Source organism: Streptomyces sp. Y1 (assembly GCF_041053115.1).
GTDB classification, from domain to species: domain Bacteria; phylum Actinomycetota; class Actinomycetes; order Streptomycetales; family Streptomycetaceae; genus Kitasatospora; species Kitasatospora rubellomurina.
This window is the reverse complement of the sequence record NZ_CP163445.1, coordinates 1,580,741-1,596,480: the sequence shown is the minus strand read 5'-3', so window position 1 is coordinate 1,596,480 and position 15,740 is coordinate 1,580,741. Positions and strand designations below refer to the sequence as shown.

Sequence of the window (15,740 nt, the reverse complement as noted above, 5' to 3'; positions counted from 1 at the left end):
CCGCGCCAGCCGCGCCGACCGCGCCGACCGCGCCGTCCGGGCCCTCCGGCTCGTGCGGGCCCACCCGGGTCAGCCCCGGGCCCGGGCGGCGAAGGCGTCGAAGGAGCCGGCCCCGTCGCGCGCCGGGGTGGTGAGCTTCTGCCCGACCTGCTGCACCAGGGTGTGCATGGCGACGGACATCACCTCGGCGTCGACCTCCTGGGAGGCGATCACCGCCAGGTGGGTGCCCTGGGCGGCGGCGATGACGAACAGCCAGCACTCGGCGAGTTCGACGATCACCTGGTGCACCGGCCCGCCGTCGAAGAGCTGGCCGACGCCCCGGGCGAGGGACTGCTGGCCGGTGGCGACGGCGGCCAGCCGCTCGGCGTCGGCCCGCTCGATGCTGCGGGAGTGGCTGACCACCAGGCCGTCGTCGGAGAGCAGGACGGCGTTGCGGGTGCCGGGCACGTCGTCGACGAGTCCGTCCAGCAGCCAGTCGAGGTCCTGCGGGGTGGCGGTGGTGCGGTTCATTCCTGCTCATCCGTTCGTGTGGTTCCGGGGTCCGCGGCCGCGTGGGCGCGCGGGGAGGGGGCGGGCGCGCCGGCCCCGGTGGCCGGGAGTCCGTCCGGGTCCGCGGCCCCGCCCCGGCCGCGGGCGGCGCGGGACTGCCGCTGGAAGGCGCCGATGGTGGCGCCGGAGCGCCGCACCGGGTGCTGGGGCGGCGCCTCCGCCGGGGCGGGCTCGTCGACCCACTGCTGGGTGGCCGGCGGCACGCGCAGTTCGGCGGCCAGGCTGGCCTGGCGGACGCGCTGCGGCAGCGGCGGCTGCCCGCCGAAGACCGGGCCGGGCGGCGGCGGGGGCGGGGGCTCGGCGGTGCGCCGCTCGGCCAGCCGGTAGTGGTCGGCGGGGCGGTACTGCTCGTCCGCGTAGGGGGCCTCGGCGTCGGTGATCCGGGCGTAGGCGATGTCGGGGTAGGCGGGGGAGCTGTGCTGGATCGGCTGCTCGGGCTGCGCGGGCTTCCCCGGCGTGCGGGCCGCCCCGAGCGCCCCCGGTTCGGCGGCCTTCGCGGGCTGCGGCGCCGGCTGCCGCGACGGCCCGTCCGGCCGCCGGGTGGCCTCCAGCGGCGACAGGAGCGGCCCGACCGGCGCGCCGGCCCCGTCCTCGTCGATGGTGAGCAGCTCCCGGCGCGACTGCGCCACCAGCGGGATCTCCGGCTCGCTCGGGACGGCCTCCGGCAGCCAGGTGTCGCCGTCGATGACCAGCTCGTCGGGGACGAGCACGACGACCCGGGTGCCGCCGAACGCGGACGGCCGGAACTCGATCTTCAGCCCGGTGTGCGCGGCGAGCCGGGCGATCACGTGGAAGCCGAGCCGGACGTCCTCGGCCCGGGTGAGCACGTCGGTGCGCGGCGGGCGGTTCATCAGCTCGTTGGCGGCGAGGTACTGGTCGGGCTCCATGCCGAGGCCGCGGTCCTCGATCTCGATCGCCAGCCCGCGCCCGACCATGGCGGCCCGGACGTCCACCGGGGTGGGCGGCTTGGAGAAGGTGGTGGCGTTCTCCATCAGCTCGGCGAGCACGTGCACCACCGGCCCGACCGCCCGCTCGGACAGCCACGGCCGTCCCTCGACCTCCAGCACGATCCGGCGGTAGTCCGGCACCTCGCCCTGCGCGGCCCGCAGCACGTCCAGCAGCTGGACGGGCTTGCGCCAGCGCCGCTGCGGCTGGCCGCCGGCCATGATGACGAGGTTCTCCTCGTAGCGGCGCAGCCGGGCGGTGAGGTGGTCGAGGTCGAACAGGCCCTCCAGGACCTCCGGGTCCTCGTGCTTGCGCTCCAGCTCGTCCAGCTTGCGCAGCTGGCGTCCGATCAGCAGCTGGGTGCGGCGGGCGATGCGCTGCAGCAGCCGCTCGAAGCCGCGGTGCTGCTCGGCCTGCCGGACGGCGGCGGCGAGGGCGGCGGAGCGGGCCAGGTTGAGGGCGTCGCCGAGACGGGCGAGCTCGTCGGTGCGGGCCCGGCCCGCGGCGCCGTCCCGGACCTCGGGGGCGAGGGTGCGGGCGTCGACCTGCTCGCCGCGGCCGAGGCGGTCGACCACCTCGGGCAGGGTGCGCCCCATCTCCTCGGCCTGGGTGTGCAGTTCGCCGATGCGGCGGCGCAGCGAGCGGCTGATCCGCCAGGAGGCGACGGCGACCGCGATGACGGTCACCAGGCCGATGACGGTGGTGAGCACGACCACGGTGAGCAGGTGGAGGATGGTGCCCTTGCCGACCTCGACGACGCCGTCGGTGCGGGTCTCGATGGCCTTGACCAGCTGCGGGTTGAGCTGGTCGACGGCCTGGCGCCACTGGTCCTGGACGGGCGGGAGCCGGACGGCGCCGGTGGCGTCGGCGGCGGTGGGCCGGGTGAGCTGCTGCTCGACGGCGGTCTTGGCCTGCCAGGCGGGGCCGGCCATCAGCTGGTGCCAGGCGGTGGCCTCGCCGCCGGGCAGGTAGGGGAGAACCTGCACGGTGAAGAGGTGGTCCTGGGCGCCGATGGCGAGCTGGACCTGCTGGTGGTCGGCGGTGCTGAGCAGCCCGGCGGGCCAGCCGCGGGCGAGGATCGCGTCCTCGCGGGCGAGCATCTCCTTGGCCCAGAAGGCGTTCACCAGGGTCTTGGAGATCCAGGTGACCTCGCCGGTGTCGACGTGGCTGAGGGCGGTGAACAGCCGCAGGTCCACCGCGATCAGGTCGGTGTAGTAGGTGTAGACGGCCTGCTGGTCGGCCGGCGCGCGGTCGGCGAGGGCGCGGTCGACGGCGGCCCGCTGTTCGGGCAGCCGGTTCATCGCCTGCCGGGCCTCGGCGACGGCGTCCCGGACCTCCTGGGGCGCGCTGTCGGCGGTCTCGGCGGACAGGGCCTGGAACTGGCGCACCGCCTCGTCGGTGGCCTGCCGCTGTCGGCGCAGCCGGTCGGCGTCGGTGCCGGGCCGGGCGAGGGCCTCGGCGGTGAGCCGGCGCTCGTCCTGGAGGTTGTAGTAGACGTGGTTGGAGGGCTGGCCGGCCTTCTGGGCGAGCAGCCCCTGGGCGGCCTGCCGGCTGAAGTCGAAGGCGGTCCGGCCGCTGGTGACGGCCCACAGGGCCACCAGGGCGAGGCTGGGGACGACGGCCAGGACGAGAAGTGCCGTCCGCAGGGACAGGCGTGGTCGCCTGCGGGGGGCCTTCGGCGTCGGGGGCCGCCGATTCGCACGCGCGCGCAGAGCTGACTCCTAGGGGATGGCGGCAGGCCTTGAGGGGGCGGGCCGTCCGGGGTTCGGACTATAACGAGTTGACGAGTTGACGAGCCGATATTAGTCATACCGTGTGATTGACGTGAAAGGGTGTGCGCTGTCCACCCGGTGCTCCGTCGTCACGCGGACCCGACGTCACCCGCGCGTTGAACGTCCGCACACGAAGTGCCCCTGGTCGGCGGTGTCTGAGGCGCCGTCACCGCAGGTCGCGCCCGCCGGATGACGACCGCGTGAAAACTGCGTGACGCCCCTCCGGTACGGCCGTTGGCGCCCGAACGGCATGATGGGCCGATGACCGACTCCCTCCCCGCCCGCAGCCGGGCCGTCGCCGAAGCACTCGCCGCCGCCGGAGTCCCTGGCCGGATCGTCGTCCTGCCCGACTCCGCCCGCACCGCAGCCGAGGCCGCCGCCGCCCTCGGCTGCGAGGTCGGCGCCATCGCCAACAGCCTGGTCTTCCACTGCGACGGCGCACCCCTGCTCGTCATGACCAGCGGCGCCCACCGCGTCGACACCGCCTACCTGGCAGCGCGGCTGGGTGCCGGCTCCATCACCCGCGCCGGCGCCGACGAGGTCCGCGAAGCCACCGGCCAGGCCATCGGCGGCGTCGCCCCCACCGGCCACCCGGCCCCGCTGCGCACCGTCGTCGACACCGCCCTCGCGCAGTACTCACAGCTGTGGGCCGCCGCCGGGCACCCGCACACCGTCGTCCCGATGACCTACGACGAGCTGCTGCATGTCACGGGCGGCACCCCGTCCGCCGTGACCCCCGACTGACCCGCCCGCCCGGGCCGCCCGGCCCGGGCATGAAATCCTCTCCTGGCTCCGGGAAAAGGCCGTTGATCATCGGCGGTTGATCGCCGATCATCAATCCTTGTCACACATGATCATCTGACGAGAGGAAACGGCCACATGTCGTTTCAGGCGTACCTGGACACCATCGAGACCAAGACGGGCCTGACCCCCCGCGCCTTCATCGCCCTGGCGCAGGAGCGCGGCTTCGACGACCCGTCCACCAAGGCGGGCGCGATCCTCACCTGGCTCAAGGAGGACTACGACCTCGGGCGCGGCCACGGCATGGCGCTGGTGCACGTCATCAAGAACGGCCCCAAGATCGACGCCAAGCACGTCGGCACGACCGGCTCGCACCGCGACGAGTCCGACACCCTCTGGCTCGACGGCAAGGCCACGCGCCCGTCCTGAACCGTTGGCCCGCCCCTCGTCCGTTCCCGGAGGACCCGGTATGACCTGGACCGAACGCACCGTCGTCCGCGAGGGCGTCCGCCTCGCCTGCCGCGACTGGGGCGGATCGGGCCCGCCGGTCGTCCTGCTGCACGGACTGGCCGGCCACGCGGGCGAATGGGACGCCCTCGCCCGGGACCTGAGCCGCCGCCACCGCGTCGTCGCCGTCGACCAGCGCGGCCACGGCGCGAGCGAGCGCCGGCCCGGTGACGTCTCCCGCGCCGCGTACGTCGCCGACGTCGTCGCCGTCGTCGAGCAGCTCGACCTGCACCGCCCGGTCCTGCTGGGGCAGTCGCTGGGCGGCCACACCGCCATGCTCACCGCCGCCGCCCACCCCGGCCTGGCGCGCGCACTCGTCCTCGTCGAGGCGGGCGCGGGCCGCGCCGCGCCCGGCCTGCCGGCCGAGATCGGCGCCGCGCTCGACGCGTGGCCGACGCCGTTCCCCTCCCGCCCGGCCGCCGTCGAGTTCTTCGGCGGCGGCGAGGTCGGCGAGGCCTGGGCGGCCGGCCTGGAGGAACGCGACGGCGGCTGGCGGCCGCGCTTCGACCGGGACGTGATGGTCGACGCGCTGGCCGAGAACACCCGGCGCTCCTACTGGGACGAGTGGACGGGCATCGCCTGCCCGACGCTGCTCGTCCTCGGCCGCTCGGGCATCATCCCCGCCGCCGACACGGCGGCCATGCTCGACCGGCGCCCGGAGACCGTGGCCGCCAGCGTCCTCGCGGCCGGCCACGACGTCCACCTCGAACAGCCGGACGCCCTGCGGCAGTTGCTCCGCGCCTTCCTCGACGGGCCCGCCGCTGACCTCACGCCGGGGGGATGAGGGACCCCAGCGGCGGGCACGGGCCGGGAACGGTGCTGACGCCCGGCCGCTCCACGAACGCCCGGGCGGCGGCGGCCTGTTGGCGGTGGGAATCGAGCTCGTCGGCACGCCAGGCGTCGCGGCGGGCGCGGGCGAAGTCCCAGTCGTCGGAGACGAGGTCGAGGGCGACGTTGCCGGAGGCGCGGCTGGTGTCCGCCTTGATCGCGGCCCGCTGCAGGGCGGTCTGGACGGCCGAGAGTTCGAGCCGGGTGACCAGGACGCCGGGGGTGTTCGGCACCCGGGTCGGCAGCGGCGCCTGGGGGAGCGCCGAGATCCCGGTGTCCAGGCGGCCGATGTTGTCGACGGACGCCCGCGTGGCGTCCCGGGACATCAGCAGGATCTCCCGGTGCGCCCAGGTGACCTCGTCGAGGTCGGCGGGGGAGATGACCATCCGCTGGTAGGCGTTGCGGAACGCCGGGTCGGCGTGGAACGGGCGCAGCGCCTCCCCGTGCAGGGCGAGGCAGTCGTTGAACCCGTAGGAGACCGCGGCGTTGAGGTGGTACAGGCCCTGGTCGGCCTGCCCGCGCTCGAACGCCATGCCGGCCAGGCCGCTGTGCCCGGCGGCGACGAGCCACGCCGCGTCCGGGCCGAGCCCGGCGGCGCGGGCGATGACGTCGTGGAAGCCCGCCGCGGGGTCGACGCCCTGCGGAGCGCCCAGGAACGCCCGCGCGAGCGAGGCGAACGCGCCCTGCCCGGGAACGGCCGCGGCGGCCGGGCTGGTCAGGTTCGCCACCAGCAGCTCGTGGACGCGCGCGGCGAGGGCGCTGACGGTGTCGGCCATGGGGCTCCTCGGACGTCTTTTCCTGGACGCGGTGGGCGCGGTAGGCCCTGACGGTACGGCACCGGCCCGCCGCGCGGAAGCGGCGGGCCCTGCCGCTGCCGGGAGTTGTGCGGAGCGCGCGGCGCGGGGTCGTACGTCGGGGTCGTACGTCGGGGTCGTACGTCGGGGTCGTACGTCGCCGGTCCCGGATCCGCTGCGCCCGACGCCCGATTGACGGCCGGCCGGGTGCGCGGCCGATGATGCAGAACCGGTGCCGGTCGTGCCGGATCGTCGGGTGCCGTACGGCTGGGAGGACGGCTGCGCATGTGGGGCAAGTGGATCGGTTGCGAGGTGCCGGACGCCGCGCGCGGGCGGTTCTGGGCGGCCCAGCGGGCGTGGGAGGCGATCGGCGACCAGCCGGGCCTGGTCGGGCAGGTGGGCGGCTGGGACCAGGCGACCGGGCGCGCGCACGTGCTGGGCCTGTGGCGCGACGCGGACGCCCACGGGCGCTTCCTGCGCGAGCGGCACGACCAGGTGCTCGCCGGCTCCGGGCAGCGCGGCGCCTACACGGCCATCGAGACCGCCGGCGGCGAGGTCGTCCTCACGATGGCGGGGGAGGAGCCCGACCTGCCCGGGGCGCTCGCCCGCGCGGCCTTGCTCCGCCTCGCCGACTGCCGCCTGCTGCCCGGCCGCGAGGAGCACTTCCTGGACGTCCAGCGCCAGGTGTGGGCCCCCGGCATGGCGGCGGCCGGCGGCCTGCTCGGCGGCGTCGTCACCCGCCTCGACGAGGCCCGCCACCTGGTCGCCACCCTCTGGTCCGACGCCGCCGCCCACCGGCACTACACCGCCGAGTACCTGCCCGGCCTGCGCTCCCGCGCCGGGCTCGCGGGCGACGTCCGGTCGCTGACCGGCCACGTGCTCACCCTCGAACCGGCCTGGCGCGTCCTGCCGGAAGCCCGACCGGGCGGAAAACCACCGGCGCCGGGCACCGGATCCGTGGCACCATGCACCGCATGACGACCAACCGAAGGGCCCATGCCGCGTAGCCGGCCGGACCAGGTCCGGGCCCGGCTCCCCCGCCACCGGACGCACGGCGCACAACCGGTGATCGACGGCGTCTCCGCCCGCACGCTGTCCGCGATCGCCCACCTCGAACGCACCCGCACCCACCTGCAACCGGGGGCCGTCGCCCGCGCCCTGCGCCTGTGGCAGGAGTACGTCCACCGCCCCGAGCGCGACCTGTGGGACGACTACGAGCACGGCAGCGCCGAGTGCCACTGCTGCGGCGACCCCCTCGAAGCCCGCGCCCTCCTCGACACCGTGCACAGCGCCCTGCCCCCGCGGGCCGCCCGCGAGCTGCGGAGGATCATCGACAGGTCCGACGCCCTGTGGGGCTCCTGGTGATCACGGCCGCTGCGCCACCGTGTGATGCTGTGGTTCAGGTCAGGGGTCGCGCCGCTCCTGGATCGCCGAGGTGGTGAAGGCGGCCGCCAGGACGACCGCGAGGGCCAGCACGGCGGCTCCGATGCCGATGGCCGTCCAGCCGCCGCTGGTCAGGCTGTCCAACTGCTCCGCGTAGGTGGAGTCCTGGGGCTTCGGCATGCCCTCGGTGACCTCGACCGGGCGGGCGTGGCAGACGTCGCCGGGGGACATCGGCTTGCCGAAGCAGGTCGGCACGGCGGTGTGCAGCTTGTCGTAGCCCATCACCAGCAGGCCGGTGCCCGCGACGAGCAGGACGAGGACGATGAACACGGACGGCTCCGCTCCGAGATCACATGTCGGTCAATCCGATTTATGGCAGGGGTAGCGGCCGGGAGAATGATCGGTATGAGAATCAGGTACGGCGTTTTCCTGTCCGGTGCGGCGATGCTGCTGGCGGCCTGTTCGGGCTCGGACGGCGGTGGCGCCCGTCCGGCCCCTTCCACGCCGGCGGTGGCGTCCACGGTTCCCGGCGGGCCCACGACCACGGCCACCTACACGCCCCGGCGGGTCGTCACCTCGGTCGAACTGGAGCAGACGGCCCAGAAGTTGAAGCACCGGGCGGCGGCGCTGGGCCTGGGCGACCCGAAGGTCGAGGTCGGTGGCGACGGCACGCTCACGGTGACGGCGGTCGGCGGGACCAAGGAGACGTTCACGGCGCTGGCGGCCCAGGGCCAGCTCGGCTTCCGCCCGGTGGTCGCGCTCGCCCCGAGCGGGGTCACCCTGCCGACCGGGCCCGGGGCGGCGGAGGCGGTGACCCAGGGCGCGGTGCCGGCCGCGCTGGCCGGCCAGTTCAACGCGCTCGACTGCGCCGATGCGGCGCAGCGCGGGGCGCTGACGGCCGACCCCGGGGCCGAGGTCCTCGCCTGCTCACCTCAGAAGCCGAGCTTGTGGGAGAAGCTGGTGCTCGCCCCGGTCGTGGTCGACGGGCAGAACCTGACGTCGGCGAAGGCCGTGAACGACGAGCAGAACGGCGCGGGCTGGCAGATCCAGCTGGCCTTCGACGCCACCGGCACGGCGGCGTTCGCCGACATCACCGGCAAGTTGGCGCCCCAGCCCACGCCGACCAACGAGTTCGCGATCGTGCTGGACGGCCGGGTCCTGTCGCACCCGGCCGTGCGCAGCTCCATCCCCGGCGGCACCGCGGTGATCAGCGGCTCGTTCACGAAGGACGAGGCCCAGCAGCTCGCCGCCCAGATGTCCGACCGGCTTGCGGTCGGCCTCACCCTGGCCGGAACCACGGCCCCGAGCTGAGCGGTTTCGCGGCAGCGCGGGAAGTCGGCCGGTCCGACGTCCCGAGCGGCAGCGGTTCGGGCGGACTACTCCTGGGGGGCCTGGCGGCACCCGTTGGCCGCGATGACGGCGGGGACGAAGTCGTCCCGCAGGATCCGGTAACAGGCCCGGAAGTCCTCCTCGCCGCCGGCCGCCCCGACCTTGCAGGCGTCCTGCACGAGCAGCTTGTCGGCGTCGGGCTTGTTATCCAGGACGTAGGAGAAGCACGCGTGCGGGGTGGCGCTCGCGGCCGGGGCGAGGGCGATGACACCGCCGAGGGCGAGGGCGAGGGTGCAACCGGCGGCGGCGACCCGTCGTGCCAGCTTCATCGTGGGTGGATCCTTTCGGTCAGCGTGGAGTTGACGGCCGGCGCGGGCGTCCTTCGCCCACGAATCCCAGCCGTGCCCATGCCTACCGGAAGGCTCGAACCGCCCGGCCCGATGCCGCGCCGCGCCCGATCAAGATCACCCTCAAGGGCGCACCTGCCTAGTCCGGAACGGCGGCGGTGGCGGCGGCGTAGGTGACGAAGGACTGCCAGGCGGCGGGGGAGAAGGCGAGGTGGGGGCCGGTCAGGTCCTTGGAGTCGCGGACGAGGACGGCCTCGGCGGTCTCGGCGATCTCGACGCAGTTGGCGCCTTCGTTGCCGCTGTAACTGCTCTTGAACCAGAGGAGTTCCATACCGGTTGACGGTACGCCAACGGCCCGCCGCTCGGAAGCGGTGGGCCGTTGAGGGGAGGTCCGGATCAGACCTCGTGGATGGCGGCGAACTTCACGAACGCCTCCCACGCGGCCGGCTCGAAGGCCAGCTGGGGGCCGCTCTTGTCCTTGGAGTCACGGACGTGGACGACGCCGGGGGTTTCGGCGACCTCGACGCAGTTGGCGCCCTCGTTACCGCTGTAGCTGCTCTTGAACCACGCCAGCTCGGACATGCTCACCGCTCTCCCAAGATCTTCTCGATCAAGGCCAAGGACTCCCTCACGTTGAGCGACTGCCCCCTGAGGGTGCCGTACCGTGCAGCCATCCTACGCACTTCCTCGGGGTCGGTGATCAGCCGATTCACGTGCTGCACCTCGACGTACGCGATCTGCGGACGCCCGGGCGGGGTCAGGAGGGTGAAGGGCCCGCCCATTCCGGCGTGCTCCGTGCTGCCGAGCGGCATCACCTGGATCTCGAGGCCTCGGATCTCTCCGATCTTCAGGATGTGCCGGAGCTGTTCCTCGTGCACGTCCCAACCGCCCAGAGGGCGCCGCAGGACGCTTTCGTCGATGACCCAGGTCATGAGCGGCAGTGGCCATCGGGTCAGGATTTCCTGCCGGGCCCTACGCGCCTCGACCCACTTCTCGATCTGCTCGACCGAGAGCCAGGGCCGGCGCATCTCGTACAAGGCCCGAGTGTGCGCCTCGGTCTGGAGCAGACCCGGGATGTCGAGAGTGCTGTAGTCGTGGATTTCCAACGCCCTCGCCTCCACGCTCGTGAACGTCTTGTTGAAGGCCGGGTGGCGCTCTTTCATCCGGACCTGCGCCCTCATCACGTCGTCCGCGACGACCTTCAGCGCACCCTGCGCGTTGAACAGGTCGTCGACCACCGTCAGGTACTCGACCCTGGCGGTTCGGACACCTCGCTCCATCGAGCCGATCTGGTCCTCGCTGTAGCCGGTCAGCTTGGCCACCTGCTTCTGCGTGTAGCCGGCCCGCTCCCGGAAGAACTTGATCAGCTTTCCGACCGCGCTGTAGAGCTCCGCCACCCCGTCCGACAGGACCTCCTTCTCGCCGTCCTCGAAGACCGTCCCCGTGACACCGTCAGCCGCCATCTCCCGTCCTTTCGATCGATTGATCCGCGCCCGCCCGTCGGGCGAACCGTGAGCACCCGTACAGCCACTCTCCGTGCACGCCGGATGCATGGTCAGAGTACGTTCGCGCCACCACGCTTTTCCCCATGACGACGGAAATCCCCCTCGACAGCCCCGACAGCCACACCAGCCTCCTCGACGCCACGCCCAAGGGCGCCGCCATCTGCCGGCGCATCGCCAGACGTCAACTCGCCACCTGGGGGCTGGACTCCACGCACACCGAGCCGTTCCACTGCGCGCTCCTCATCGTCACCGAGCTCGCCGCGAACGCGATCACGCACGGACGCATCGCGGGGCGCGGCTTCGAACTTCACCTCTCCCTCACCACCTCCGCGCGCCGGGGCGGCGCCACCCTCCGCATCGAGATCAGCGACCCCCGGGGCGACCGCCTGCCCGCCCTGCCGACCGTCCACGTCGCCGACGCCCAGTCCGGGCGCGGCCTCACCCTCGTCGACGCCCTCTGCGACCGCTGGGGCACCATCCCGCGCTTCCCCAACTCCAAGACCGTCTGGGCCGAACTCGACCTCACCGCCCCCGACGCCACCGATGCGTCCTGAACCCCGCGATACCCCCGGCCGGGCGACTCTCTGCACGATCCTCCCCTTCGCCCTGCTCCTCGCCCTCCTGGCCTGGATCCACCCCCTCACCGAGCCCCGTCACCCTCGACCCGCCCCCGCCGCAACGGCCTCACCCTCCCCAACTCCCTGACAAGATCCCAGGAGTGGGAAGTCGACCCCATCGACTTCCCACTCCTGGCAGAATGTCCCCGTGACCACCACCTGCCGAAAGGCCCATGCCGCGTAGACGGCCGCGCGCACTGCGCGCCCAGGAGCCCGCGCCCCGCGTCTGGGCGCCCACCCCGCCCCAGCCGATCCCCGGACTCTCCCTCCGCGCGAGCCGGGACGTCCGCCGCGTCGAGCGGCTGTACCCGGACTTCCACATCGGCCTCGGCGCCACCAGCCAAGCCCTGCACGGCTACCGCGCGTTCCTGCACCCACCAGGCCGCCGCCCGCTCTACCCCCGGGAATCGCCGTGCCCCTCCTGCCCCGGCTGCGCCTTCGACGACGTCCGGCACTGCCGTGACGTCCTGGACTCCGTCCTGGAACGGCTGCCACCGCGCTCCCGCGCCGAACTCGCCCGCCTCCTCCTCCCCTTGGACGCGGAGTACCGGCGCCGCACCCTCCCCGACCCCTTCGCGGACCGGCGCACGTGGACGGCCCACCTCTGGTGGCACCGCCGCCTGGCCGAGCCCGCAGGCGGATGAGCCTGCAAGGGGATGAGCCTGCTGGGGGATGGGCCGCCGCGATCCCGGGACCGCCGTTGTCGGCGGCGGCGGATAAGGTCCGTTCGTCAGCGAATTCCGCCGCCCTCGAAGGGAATCCGATGTCCCGCACGACCCCACCGCGCCGGGTGGACATAGCCGCGGTCTTCCCGGAACTGGCGCCCCTGGCGCGCCGGACGGTGCGCCTGCACCCGCGCCTGGGCGCGCCGGGCGTCCGGGACAGTTCGGTCGGCGGCCCGCTGCTGTGGCCCGCCGACGAGCCGTGGCCGGTGTGCGAGGGCCCGCACCCCGAGGAAGGGGACGACGAGCTGCCGGTGTCGCCGGTCGACGTCCGGCTGCGCCGCGCCCTCTACGCGCGGATGTCGGCCGGCCACCGCCTCGACGACCAGGAACGGGCGGCGCTGGACGCGACGTACGAGGGGCACGCGTGGGGCCGGGAGCCGAACGCCCTCCTCCCGGTGGCGCAGCTCTACGCGCGCGACATCCCGGGCCTGCCCTGCCCGGACGGGGCGGACCTGCTCCAGGTGCTGTGGTGCCCGCTGGAGCACGAACCGGAGGAGCTGCCGGCCGCCCGCCTGGTGTGGCGTTCCGCCGCCGAGGTCGGCGCGGTGCTGCCGGCGCCGCCCGAGCCCGCCCACCTGTCGAACCACGGCGACTACGTGCCCGAGCCCTGCGTCCTGCACCCCGAGGTGGTGACGGAGTACCCGGCGCCGGGGGAACTGGAGCCGGGGCTGGCCGAGCGGATCGAGGACTGGTGCGTGCGGGAGCTCACCGGAGCCGACCCGAGGTACCAGCAGGAGTACCAGTTCCGCGCCTACTACAGCTTCGAACTGTCGGTCGCCCCCGGCTGGAAGGCCGGCGGTTGGGGGCCGTGGGGCTTCCGCGATCCGTGGGTCATGCGCTGCGGCGCGTGCGAGTCGGTCATGAGCCCGCTCCTGACGATCAGCTCCGGCCAACTGGACGGCAGCGGCTGGGATCCCGTGGAAGACCGGGACGCGGAGGAGGACCTCGGCGTCAAGATCGGCCGCAGCTACTCGATGCAGCTCTACCACTGCCCGCAATCCTTCGAGCACCCGCACCTGGAAGTCATGCAGTAGGCGCCCGGCCGTGCGGCCGGTGGTGGAGACTCGCCCGCATGACCACTCCACCACCACCGCCGCACAGTGACGGTCCGTCCGTCCGGATCGGCGCCCTCGCCCCGCTCACCCGGCCAGGCTGGGCCGAGGCCGGGCGGCACCTGCTCGCCGGGCTCGAACTGGGCGTCCGCGACGTCAACGCCGCCGGCGGCATCGCCGGGCGCCCGCTGGAACTGCTCGTCCGGGACACGGCGGCCGATCCGCGGCGGGCCGAGGCGGCCGTCGACGAACTGGCCGCGCTGGGCGTGGTCGCGCTGGCGGGGGAGTACCACAGCGTCGTCGCCCGGGCCGTCGCCGCCCGGGCCGCAGGGCTCGGCCTGCCGTACCTCTGCTCGTCGGCGGTCCTCGACGCGCTCACCGACGAGCCGGCCGACCGGGTCGCGCGGCTGTGCCCCGCGCAGTCCCACGGCTGGCGGATCTACGCCGACCACCTCCTCGCCGCCGGCCACCGCGACATCGCCGTGGCGACCCAGCCGAGCGTGTACTGGGCCGCCGGAACCCGCATCCTGCGCGAGCACCTCGCCGCGCGCGGCGGCACCGTCGCCGAACTCGACCTGACCGCGCTCGACCCGGCCGCCGTCTGCGACGAACTCGCCCGACGCGGCGCCACCGCCGTCCTCCTGCTGGCCGGACACCCGGAGCCGGCCGCGTCGCTGGTCAGGGCCGTACGGGCCGACCAGCGGCTCGCCGAGGTCCTGATCGGCGCGCCGGCCGGGCAGCCGGAGTTCGCCGAGTGGGCGGCGCTGCTGGGCGCGGACGGCTCGGGGATCCCGTTCCTGCGCTACCGGCCGGACGAGCTCGACCCGCTCGGCGCGCGCGTCGAGGCGGAGCTGCGCGAAGGGTTGGGCGGCGCGCCGTCGTTCGTCGCCTTCGAGGGGTACGACACGGTCGCCGTCCTCGCGGACGTGCTGCGCTCGGGCGGCAGCTCCGGGGCCTGGTCGGGCGTCGACGTCGAGGGCACGCGCGGGCGGATCCGGTTCTCGCGCGTGCCGGGCGTGAGCGTGTGGCAGTGGGCCTGGCCGCCGGTCCAGGTCGTCGACCGGGACCCGGCGGACACCGGGCGCTTCCGGGTCCTGCACTCCGGCTGACCCGGCACCGGCCGACGCGGCCGGGTCCGGCCCCCACCACGTGCGGCGGTGGGAGCCGGACCGGGCGCGGGCTCGCGGGGTCAGTTGGGCAGGCGGTCCAGAATCCACTCACCCAGCTCCGCCGTCATGGCGGTGTGCCGGGTGTTGGTCGAGGAACAGACGAAGTCGTCGAAGTCGCTCTCCTCCGGCGGCAGCTGCTCGATGTCGGTGTAGACGTCCGCCTGCGTGTCCAGCTTGCGGACGGAGACGGCGCTGACCGAGGGGACGAAGCAGATCGACTCGGTGCCGGGCTCGATCTCGACCTTGCCGGTGACCTTCAGCTTCTGGCCGGCGATGCCGAAGCTCTCCAGGGTGCCGCCGGGGGCGCCGTCCAGCTCGGGCAGGTCGTTGGTGACCACGCGCTTCTCGGACAGCAGGCCCTTGAGACGGGCTACCTCCTGGTCCTTACCCGTCGACTGGGTGCGCAGCGTGGTGCCGTTGAACCAGCCGGAGGTGACCTTGATCGCGTCGATGCCGGGCTTCACGCCGTTGCCGCCGCCGTTCCCGGTGCCGTTGGCGACCGCGAGCTTGAGCGGGCGCATGGGCCAGCTGCCCATCTGCTCCAGTTCGGCCAGGAAGTCGGTGCGCAGCGGGTCCTCGCGGGGCGTGTCCTCGGGGGTCTCGATGTGCCGCCAGAGCAGCTGGCGGGCGGCCGGGCTGTTGATCTGCTTCGACAGCGCCGGGGTGGCCTTGAGGAAGTGGGCGAAGGCCTGGAGGGCGATCGGGATCCAGGCACCGCGCTGCGGGCTGTCGTAGGAGAGGTACACGGCGACCTGGTGGTCCATGCGCATCCGCTCCATCTTGAGCAGCGCGTAGCGGGTGACCAGACCGCCCATGCTGAAGCCGCCGACCACCAGCGGCGTGTCGCTGACGCGCTCGGCGATGGTCTGCATGATGCACGCCATCGCCGTCTGGGCGTTCTCCTGGATGAGGGCGCTGCGCTCGTCGTAGCCGAGGATGATCAGGTCGCGGCCGCGCCTGCGCAGCTCGCTGATGAACGGGAACTCGCCGCGCTCCAGGCCGTGGTAGAGCTCGTCGAGCTTGCTCGGGCCGGTGTTGAAGCCGTCCGAGAGGATGACCGGCCTTTCGATCTGGCCCTCGGGGTTCGCGAGGTACACCCAGGCCTTGCCGCCGGGCAGCTGCCAGGTCCGGTCGGGAGTGGGCGCGGCCGGGATCTCCGGCGGCGCGGGCGGCGCGAGGAAGCCGAAGGGCTCGATGACGGGCTCGTTCTCGGTGGTCAAGGCAAGTCCCTTTCAAGGGTGGGTAGGTCCCCGCAGCGATGTGGCGGGGGAGGACGGCCGAACCGGGGCCCCGGCCGTCCGGACCCGACCTACCCAGGCACTTCCGTGCATCATGCACGCGTCACTCCAACGAGTGAACTTCTGATGGTTTGTCGGACAATTGCGCGAAATCCCGTGCGTTGTTCGGCAATTCCTTCTCCTGCAGCCCCATCCGGTCCCGGCACCGGCCCCTGGCCAGGCAGGTTGTCAGCGGCGCC

The 15,740-nt window shown here is 73.7% G+C and carries 19 protein-coding genes; 10 read left to right on the top strand and 9 right to left on the bottom strand.

The annotated features are described in order from the left end of the window. Positions 1 to 69 precede the first annotated feature (69 nt). Both AB2U05_RS06725 and AB2U05_RS06720 read right to left on the bottom strand, forming a co-directional pair. Positions 70 to 510 carry a roadblock/LC7 domain-containing protein gene (locus AB2U05_RS06725; protein ID WP_045699096.1) on the bottom strand — a complete coding sequence of 147 codons (441 nt, stop codon included), beginning with the start codon at positions 508 to 510 and terminating at the stop codon, positions 70 to 72. Next, on the bottom strand, positions 507 to 3,092 hold the full coding sequence (locus AB2U05_RS06720; protein WP_063889700.1) for a nitrate- and nitrite sensing domain-containing protein: 2,586 nt from the start codon (positions 3,090 to 3,092) through the stop codon (positions 507 to 509). The genes AB2U05_RS06725 and AB2U05_RS06720 overlap by 4 nt, the downstream gene beginning before the upstream one ends. A gap of 435 nt (positions 3,093 to 3,527) precedes the next feature. Between AB2U05_RS06720 and AB2U05_RS06715 the strand changes: the two genes are divergently transcribed. The 3 genes from AB2U05_RS06715 (at position 3,528) to AB2U05_RS06705 (ending at position 5,298) form a co-directional block, all read left to right on the top strand. After that, positions 3,528 to 4,010, top strand: coding sequence for a YbaK/EbsC family protein (locus AB2U05_RS06715; protein WP_045709204.1), 483 nt, complete (start codon positions 3,528 to 3,530; stop codon positions 4,008 to 4,010). 135 nt (positions 4,011 to 4,145) lie between these two features. Beyond that, the gene (locus AB2U05_RS06710) at positions 4,146 to 4,436 is read left to right on the top strand and encodes a DUF4287 domain-containing protein (RefSeq protein WP_045699090.1); all 291 of its coding nucleotides are present in this window, start codon (positions 4,146 to 4,148) and stop codon (positions 4,434 to 4,436) included. 40 nt (positions 4,437 to 4,476) lie between these two features. Continuing rightward, on the top strand, positions 4,477 to 5,298 hold the full coding sequence (locus AB2U05_RS06705) for an alpha/beta fold hydrolase (protein ID WP_045699088.1): 822 nt from the start codon (positions 4,477 to 4,479) through the stop codon (positions 5,296 to 5,298). On the opposite strand, the gene AB2U05_RS06700 is transcribed toward AB2U05_RS06705, so the two are convergent. Further along, positions 5,282 to 6,118, bottom strand: coding sequence for a hypothetical protein (locus AB2U05_RS06700; protein WP_369182710.1), 837 nt, complete (start codon positions 6,116 to 6,118; stop codon positions 5,282 to 5,284). The genes AB2U05_RS06705 and AB2U05_RS06700 overlap by 17 nt on opposite strands. A gap of 303 nt (positions 6,119 to 6,421) precedes the next feature. Here AB2U05_RS06700 and AB2U05_RS06695 point away from each other — a divergent pair, with 303 nt between their 5' ends. Together AB2U05_RS06695 and AB2U05_RS06690 are read left to right on the top strand one after the other, a co-directional pair. Next, positions 6,422 to 7,114: a DUF4937 domain-containing protein gene (locus tag AB2U05_RS06695; protein WP_369182709.1), complete on the top strand. Its 693-nt coding sequence runs from the start codon at positions 6,422 to 6,424 to the stop codon at positions 7,112 to 7,114. Between the two features lie 18 nt (positions 7,115 to 7,132). Beyond that, the gene (locus AB2U05_RS06690) at positions 7,133 to 7,501 is read left to right on the top strand and encodes a hypothetical protein (protein ID WP_369182708.1); all 369 of its coding nucleotides are present in this window, start codon (positions 7,133 to 7,135) and stop codon (positions 7,499 to 7,501) included. A 39-nt stretch (positions 7,502 to 7,540) separates the two neighbouring features. On the opposite strand, the gene AB2U05_RS06685 is transcribed toward AB2U05_RS06690, so the two are convergent. Next, positions 7,541 to 7,849, bottom strand: coding sequence for a hypothetical protein (locus AB2U05_RS06685; protein ID WP_369182707.1), 309 nt, complete (start codon positions 7,847 to 7,849; stop codon positions 7,541 to 7,543). A gap of 75 nt (positions 7,850 to 7,924) precedes the next feature. On the opposite strand from AB2U05_RS06685, the gene AB2U05_RS06680 reads away from it, so the two are divergent. Then, on the top strand, positions 7,925 to 8,830 hold the full coding sequence (locus AB2U05_RS06680) for a hypothetical protein (RefSeq protein WP_369182706.1): 906 nt from the start codon (positions 7,925 to 7,927) through the stop codon (positions 8,828 to 8,830). Positions 8,831 to 8,895: 65 nt separating this feature from the next. Here AB2U05_RS06680 and AB2U05_RS06675 read toward each other — a convergent pair whose 3' ends face one another. The 4 genes from AB2U05_RS06675 to AB2U05_RS06660 all read right to left on the bottom strand — a co-directional run bounded on the left by AB2U05_RS06675 (position 8,896) and on the right by AB2U05_RS06660 (position 10,658). Continuing rightward, positions 8,896 to 9,177, bottom strand: coding sequence for a hypothetical protein (locus AB2U05_RS06675; RefSeq protein WP_369182705.1), 282 nt, complete (start codon positions 9,175 to 9,177; stop codon positions 8,896 to 8,898). Positions 9,178 to 9,334: 157 nt separating this feature from the next. After that, positions 9,335 to 9,526, bottom strand: a complete 192-nt coding sequence (locus AB2U05_RS06670) for a DUF397 domain-containing protein (RefSeq protein ID WP_369182704.1) — start codon at positions 9,524 to 9,526, stop codon at positions 9,335 to 9,337. A gap of 65 nt (positions 9,527 to 9,591) precedes the next feature. Further along, entirely contained in the window at positions 9,592 to 9,783 is a 192-nt protein-coding gene (locus AB2U05_RS06665) for a DUF397 domain-containing protein (protein ID WP_369182703.1), read from the bottom strand. Continuing rightward, positions 9,780 to 10,658, bottom strand: a complete 879-nt coding sequence (locus tag AB2U05_RS06660; RefSeq protein ID WP_369182702.1) for a helix-turn-helix domain-containing protein — start codon at positions 10,656 to 10,658, stop codon at positions 9,780 to 9,782. The genes AB2U05_RS06665 and AB2U05_RS06660 overlap by 4 nt, the downstream gene beginning before the upstream one ends. A 125-nt stretch (positions 10,659 to 10,783) precedes the next feature. Here AB2U05_RS06660 and AB2U05_RS06655 point away from each other — a divergent pair, with 125 nt between their 5' ends. The 4 genes from AB2U05_RS06655 (at position 10,784) to AB2U05_RS06640 (ending at position 14,203) form a co-directional block, all read left to right on the top strand. Continuing rightward, positions 10,784 to 11,254: an ATP-binding protein gene (locus AB2U05_RS06655; protein WP_045699072.1), complete on the top strand. Its 471-nt coding sequence runs from the start codon at positions 10,784 to 10,786 to the stop codon at positions 11,252 to 11,254. Positions 11,255 to 11,490: 236 nt separating this feature from the next. Next, a complete protein-coding gene (locus AB2U05_RS06650; protein ID WP_369182701.1) occupies positions 11,491 to 11,961 on the top strand; it encodes a hypothetical protein in 471 nt (156 codons plus the stop codon). 119 nt (positions 11,962 to 12,080) lie between these two features. Beyond that, the gene (locus AB2U05_RS06645; protein ID WP_369182700.1) at positions 12,081 to 13,076 is read left to right on the top strand and encodes a hypothetical protein; all 996 of its coding nucleotides are present in this window, start codon (positions 12,081 to 12,083) and stop codon (positions 13,074 to 13,076) included. 38 nt (positions 13,077 to 13,114) lie between these two features. Continuing rightward, entirely contained in the window at positions 13,115 to 14,203 is a 1,089-nt protein-coding gene (locus AB2U05_RS06640) for an ABC transporter substrate-binding protein (protein WP_369182699.1), read from the top strand. An 80-nt stretch (positions 14,204 to 14,283) separates the two neighbouring features. Here AB2U05_RS06640 and AB2U05_RS06635 read toward each other — a convergent pair whose 3' ends face one another. Then, positions 14,284 to 15,483, bottom strand: a complete 1,200-nt coding sequence (locus AB2U05_RS06635; RefSeq protein ID WP_052707473.1) for a hypothetical protein — start codon at positions 15,481 to 15,483, stop codon at positions 14,284 to 14,286. Between the last annotated feature and the right edge of the window lie 257 nt (positions 15,484 to 15,740).

Coding starts and splice junctions, on each gene's coding strand:
- AB2U05_RS06725 (WP_045699096.1), bottom strand. CDS start 510: ATGAACCGCACCACCGCCACCCCGCAGGACCTCGACTGGCTGCTGGAC.
- AB2U05_RS06715 (WP_045709204.1), top strand. CDS start 3,528: ATGACCGACTCCCTCCCCGCCCGCAGCCGGGCCGTCGCCGAAGCACTC.
- AB2U05_RS06710 (WP_045699090.1), top strand. CDS start 4,146: ATGTCGTTTCAGGCGTACCTGGACACCATCGAGACCAAGACGGGCCTG.
- AB2U05_RS06705 (WP_045699088.1), top strand. CDS start 4,477: ATGACCTGGACCGAACGCACCGTCGTCCGCGAGGGCGTCCGCCTCGCC.
- AB2U05_RS06700 (WP_369182710.1), bottom strand. CDS start 6,118: ATGGCCGACACCGTCAGCGCCCTCGCCGCGCGCGTCCACGAGCTGCTG.
- AB2U05_RS06695 (WP_369182709.1), top strand. CDS start 6,422: ATGTGGGGCAAGTGGATCGGTTGCGAGGTGCCGGACGCCGCGCGCGGG.
- AB2U05_RS06690 (WP_369182708.1), top strand. CDS start 7,133: ATGCCGCGTAGCCGGCCGGACCAGGTCCGGGCCCGGCTCCCCCGCCAC.
- AB2U05_RS06680 (WP_369182706.1), top strand. CDS start 7,925: ATGAGAATCAGGTACGGCGTTTTCCTGTCCGGTGCGGCGATGCTGCTG.
- AB2U05_RS06675 (WP_369182705.1), bottom strand. CDS start 9,177: ATGAAGCTGGCACGACGGGTCGCCGCCGCCGGTTGCACCCTCGCCCTC.
- AB2U05_RS06670 (WP_369182704.1), bottom strand. CDS start 9,526: ATGGAACTCCTCTGGTTCAAGAGCAGTTACAGCGGCAACGAAGGCGCC.
- AB2U05_RS06660 (WP_369182702.1), bottom strand. CDS start 10,658: ATGGCGGCTGACGGTGTCACGGGGACGGTCTTCGAGGACGGCGAGAAG.
- AB2U05_RS06655 (WP_045699072.1), top strand. CDS start 10,784: ATGACGACGGAAATCCCCCTCGACAGCCCCGACAGCCACACCAGCCTC.
- AB2U05_RS06650 (WP_369182701.1), top strand. CDS start 11,491: ATGCCGCGTAGACGGCCGCGCGCACTGCGCGCCCAGGAGCCCGCGCCC.
- AB2U05_RS06645 (WP_369182700.1), top strand. CDS start 12,081: ATGTCCCGCACGACCCCACCGCGCCGGGTGGACATAGCCGCGGTCTTC.
- AB2U05_RS06640 (WP_369182699.1), top strand. CDS start 13,115: ATGACCACTCCACCACCACCGCCGCACAGTGACGGTCCGTCCGTCCGG.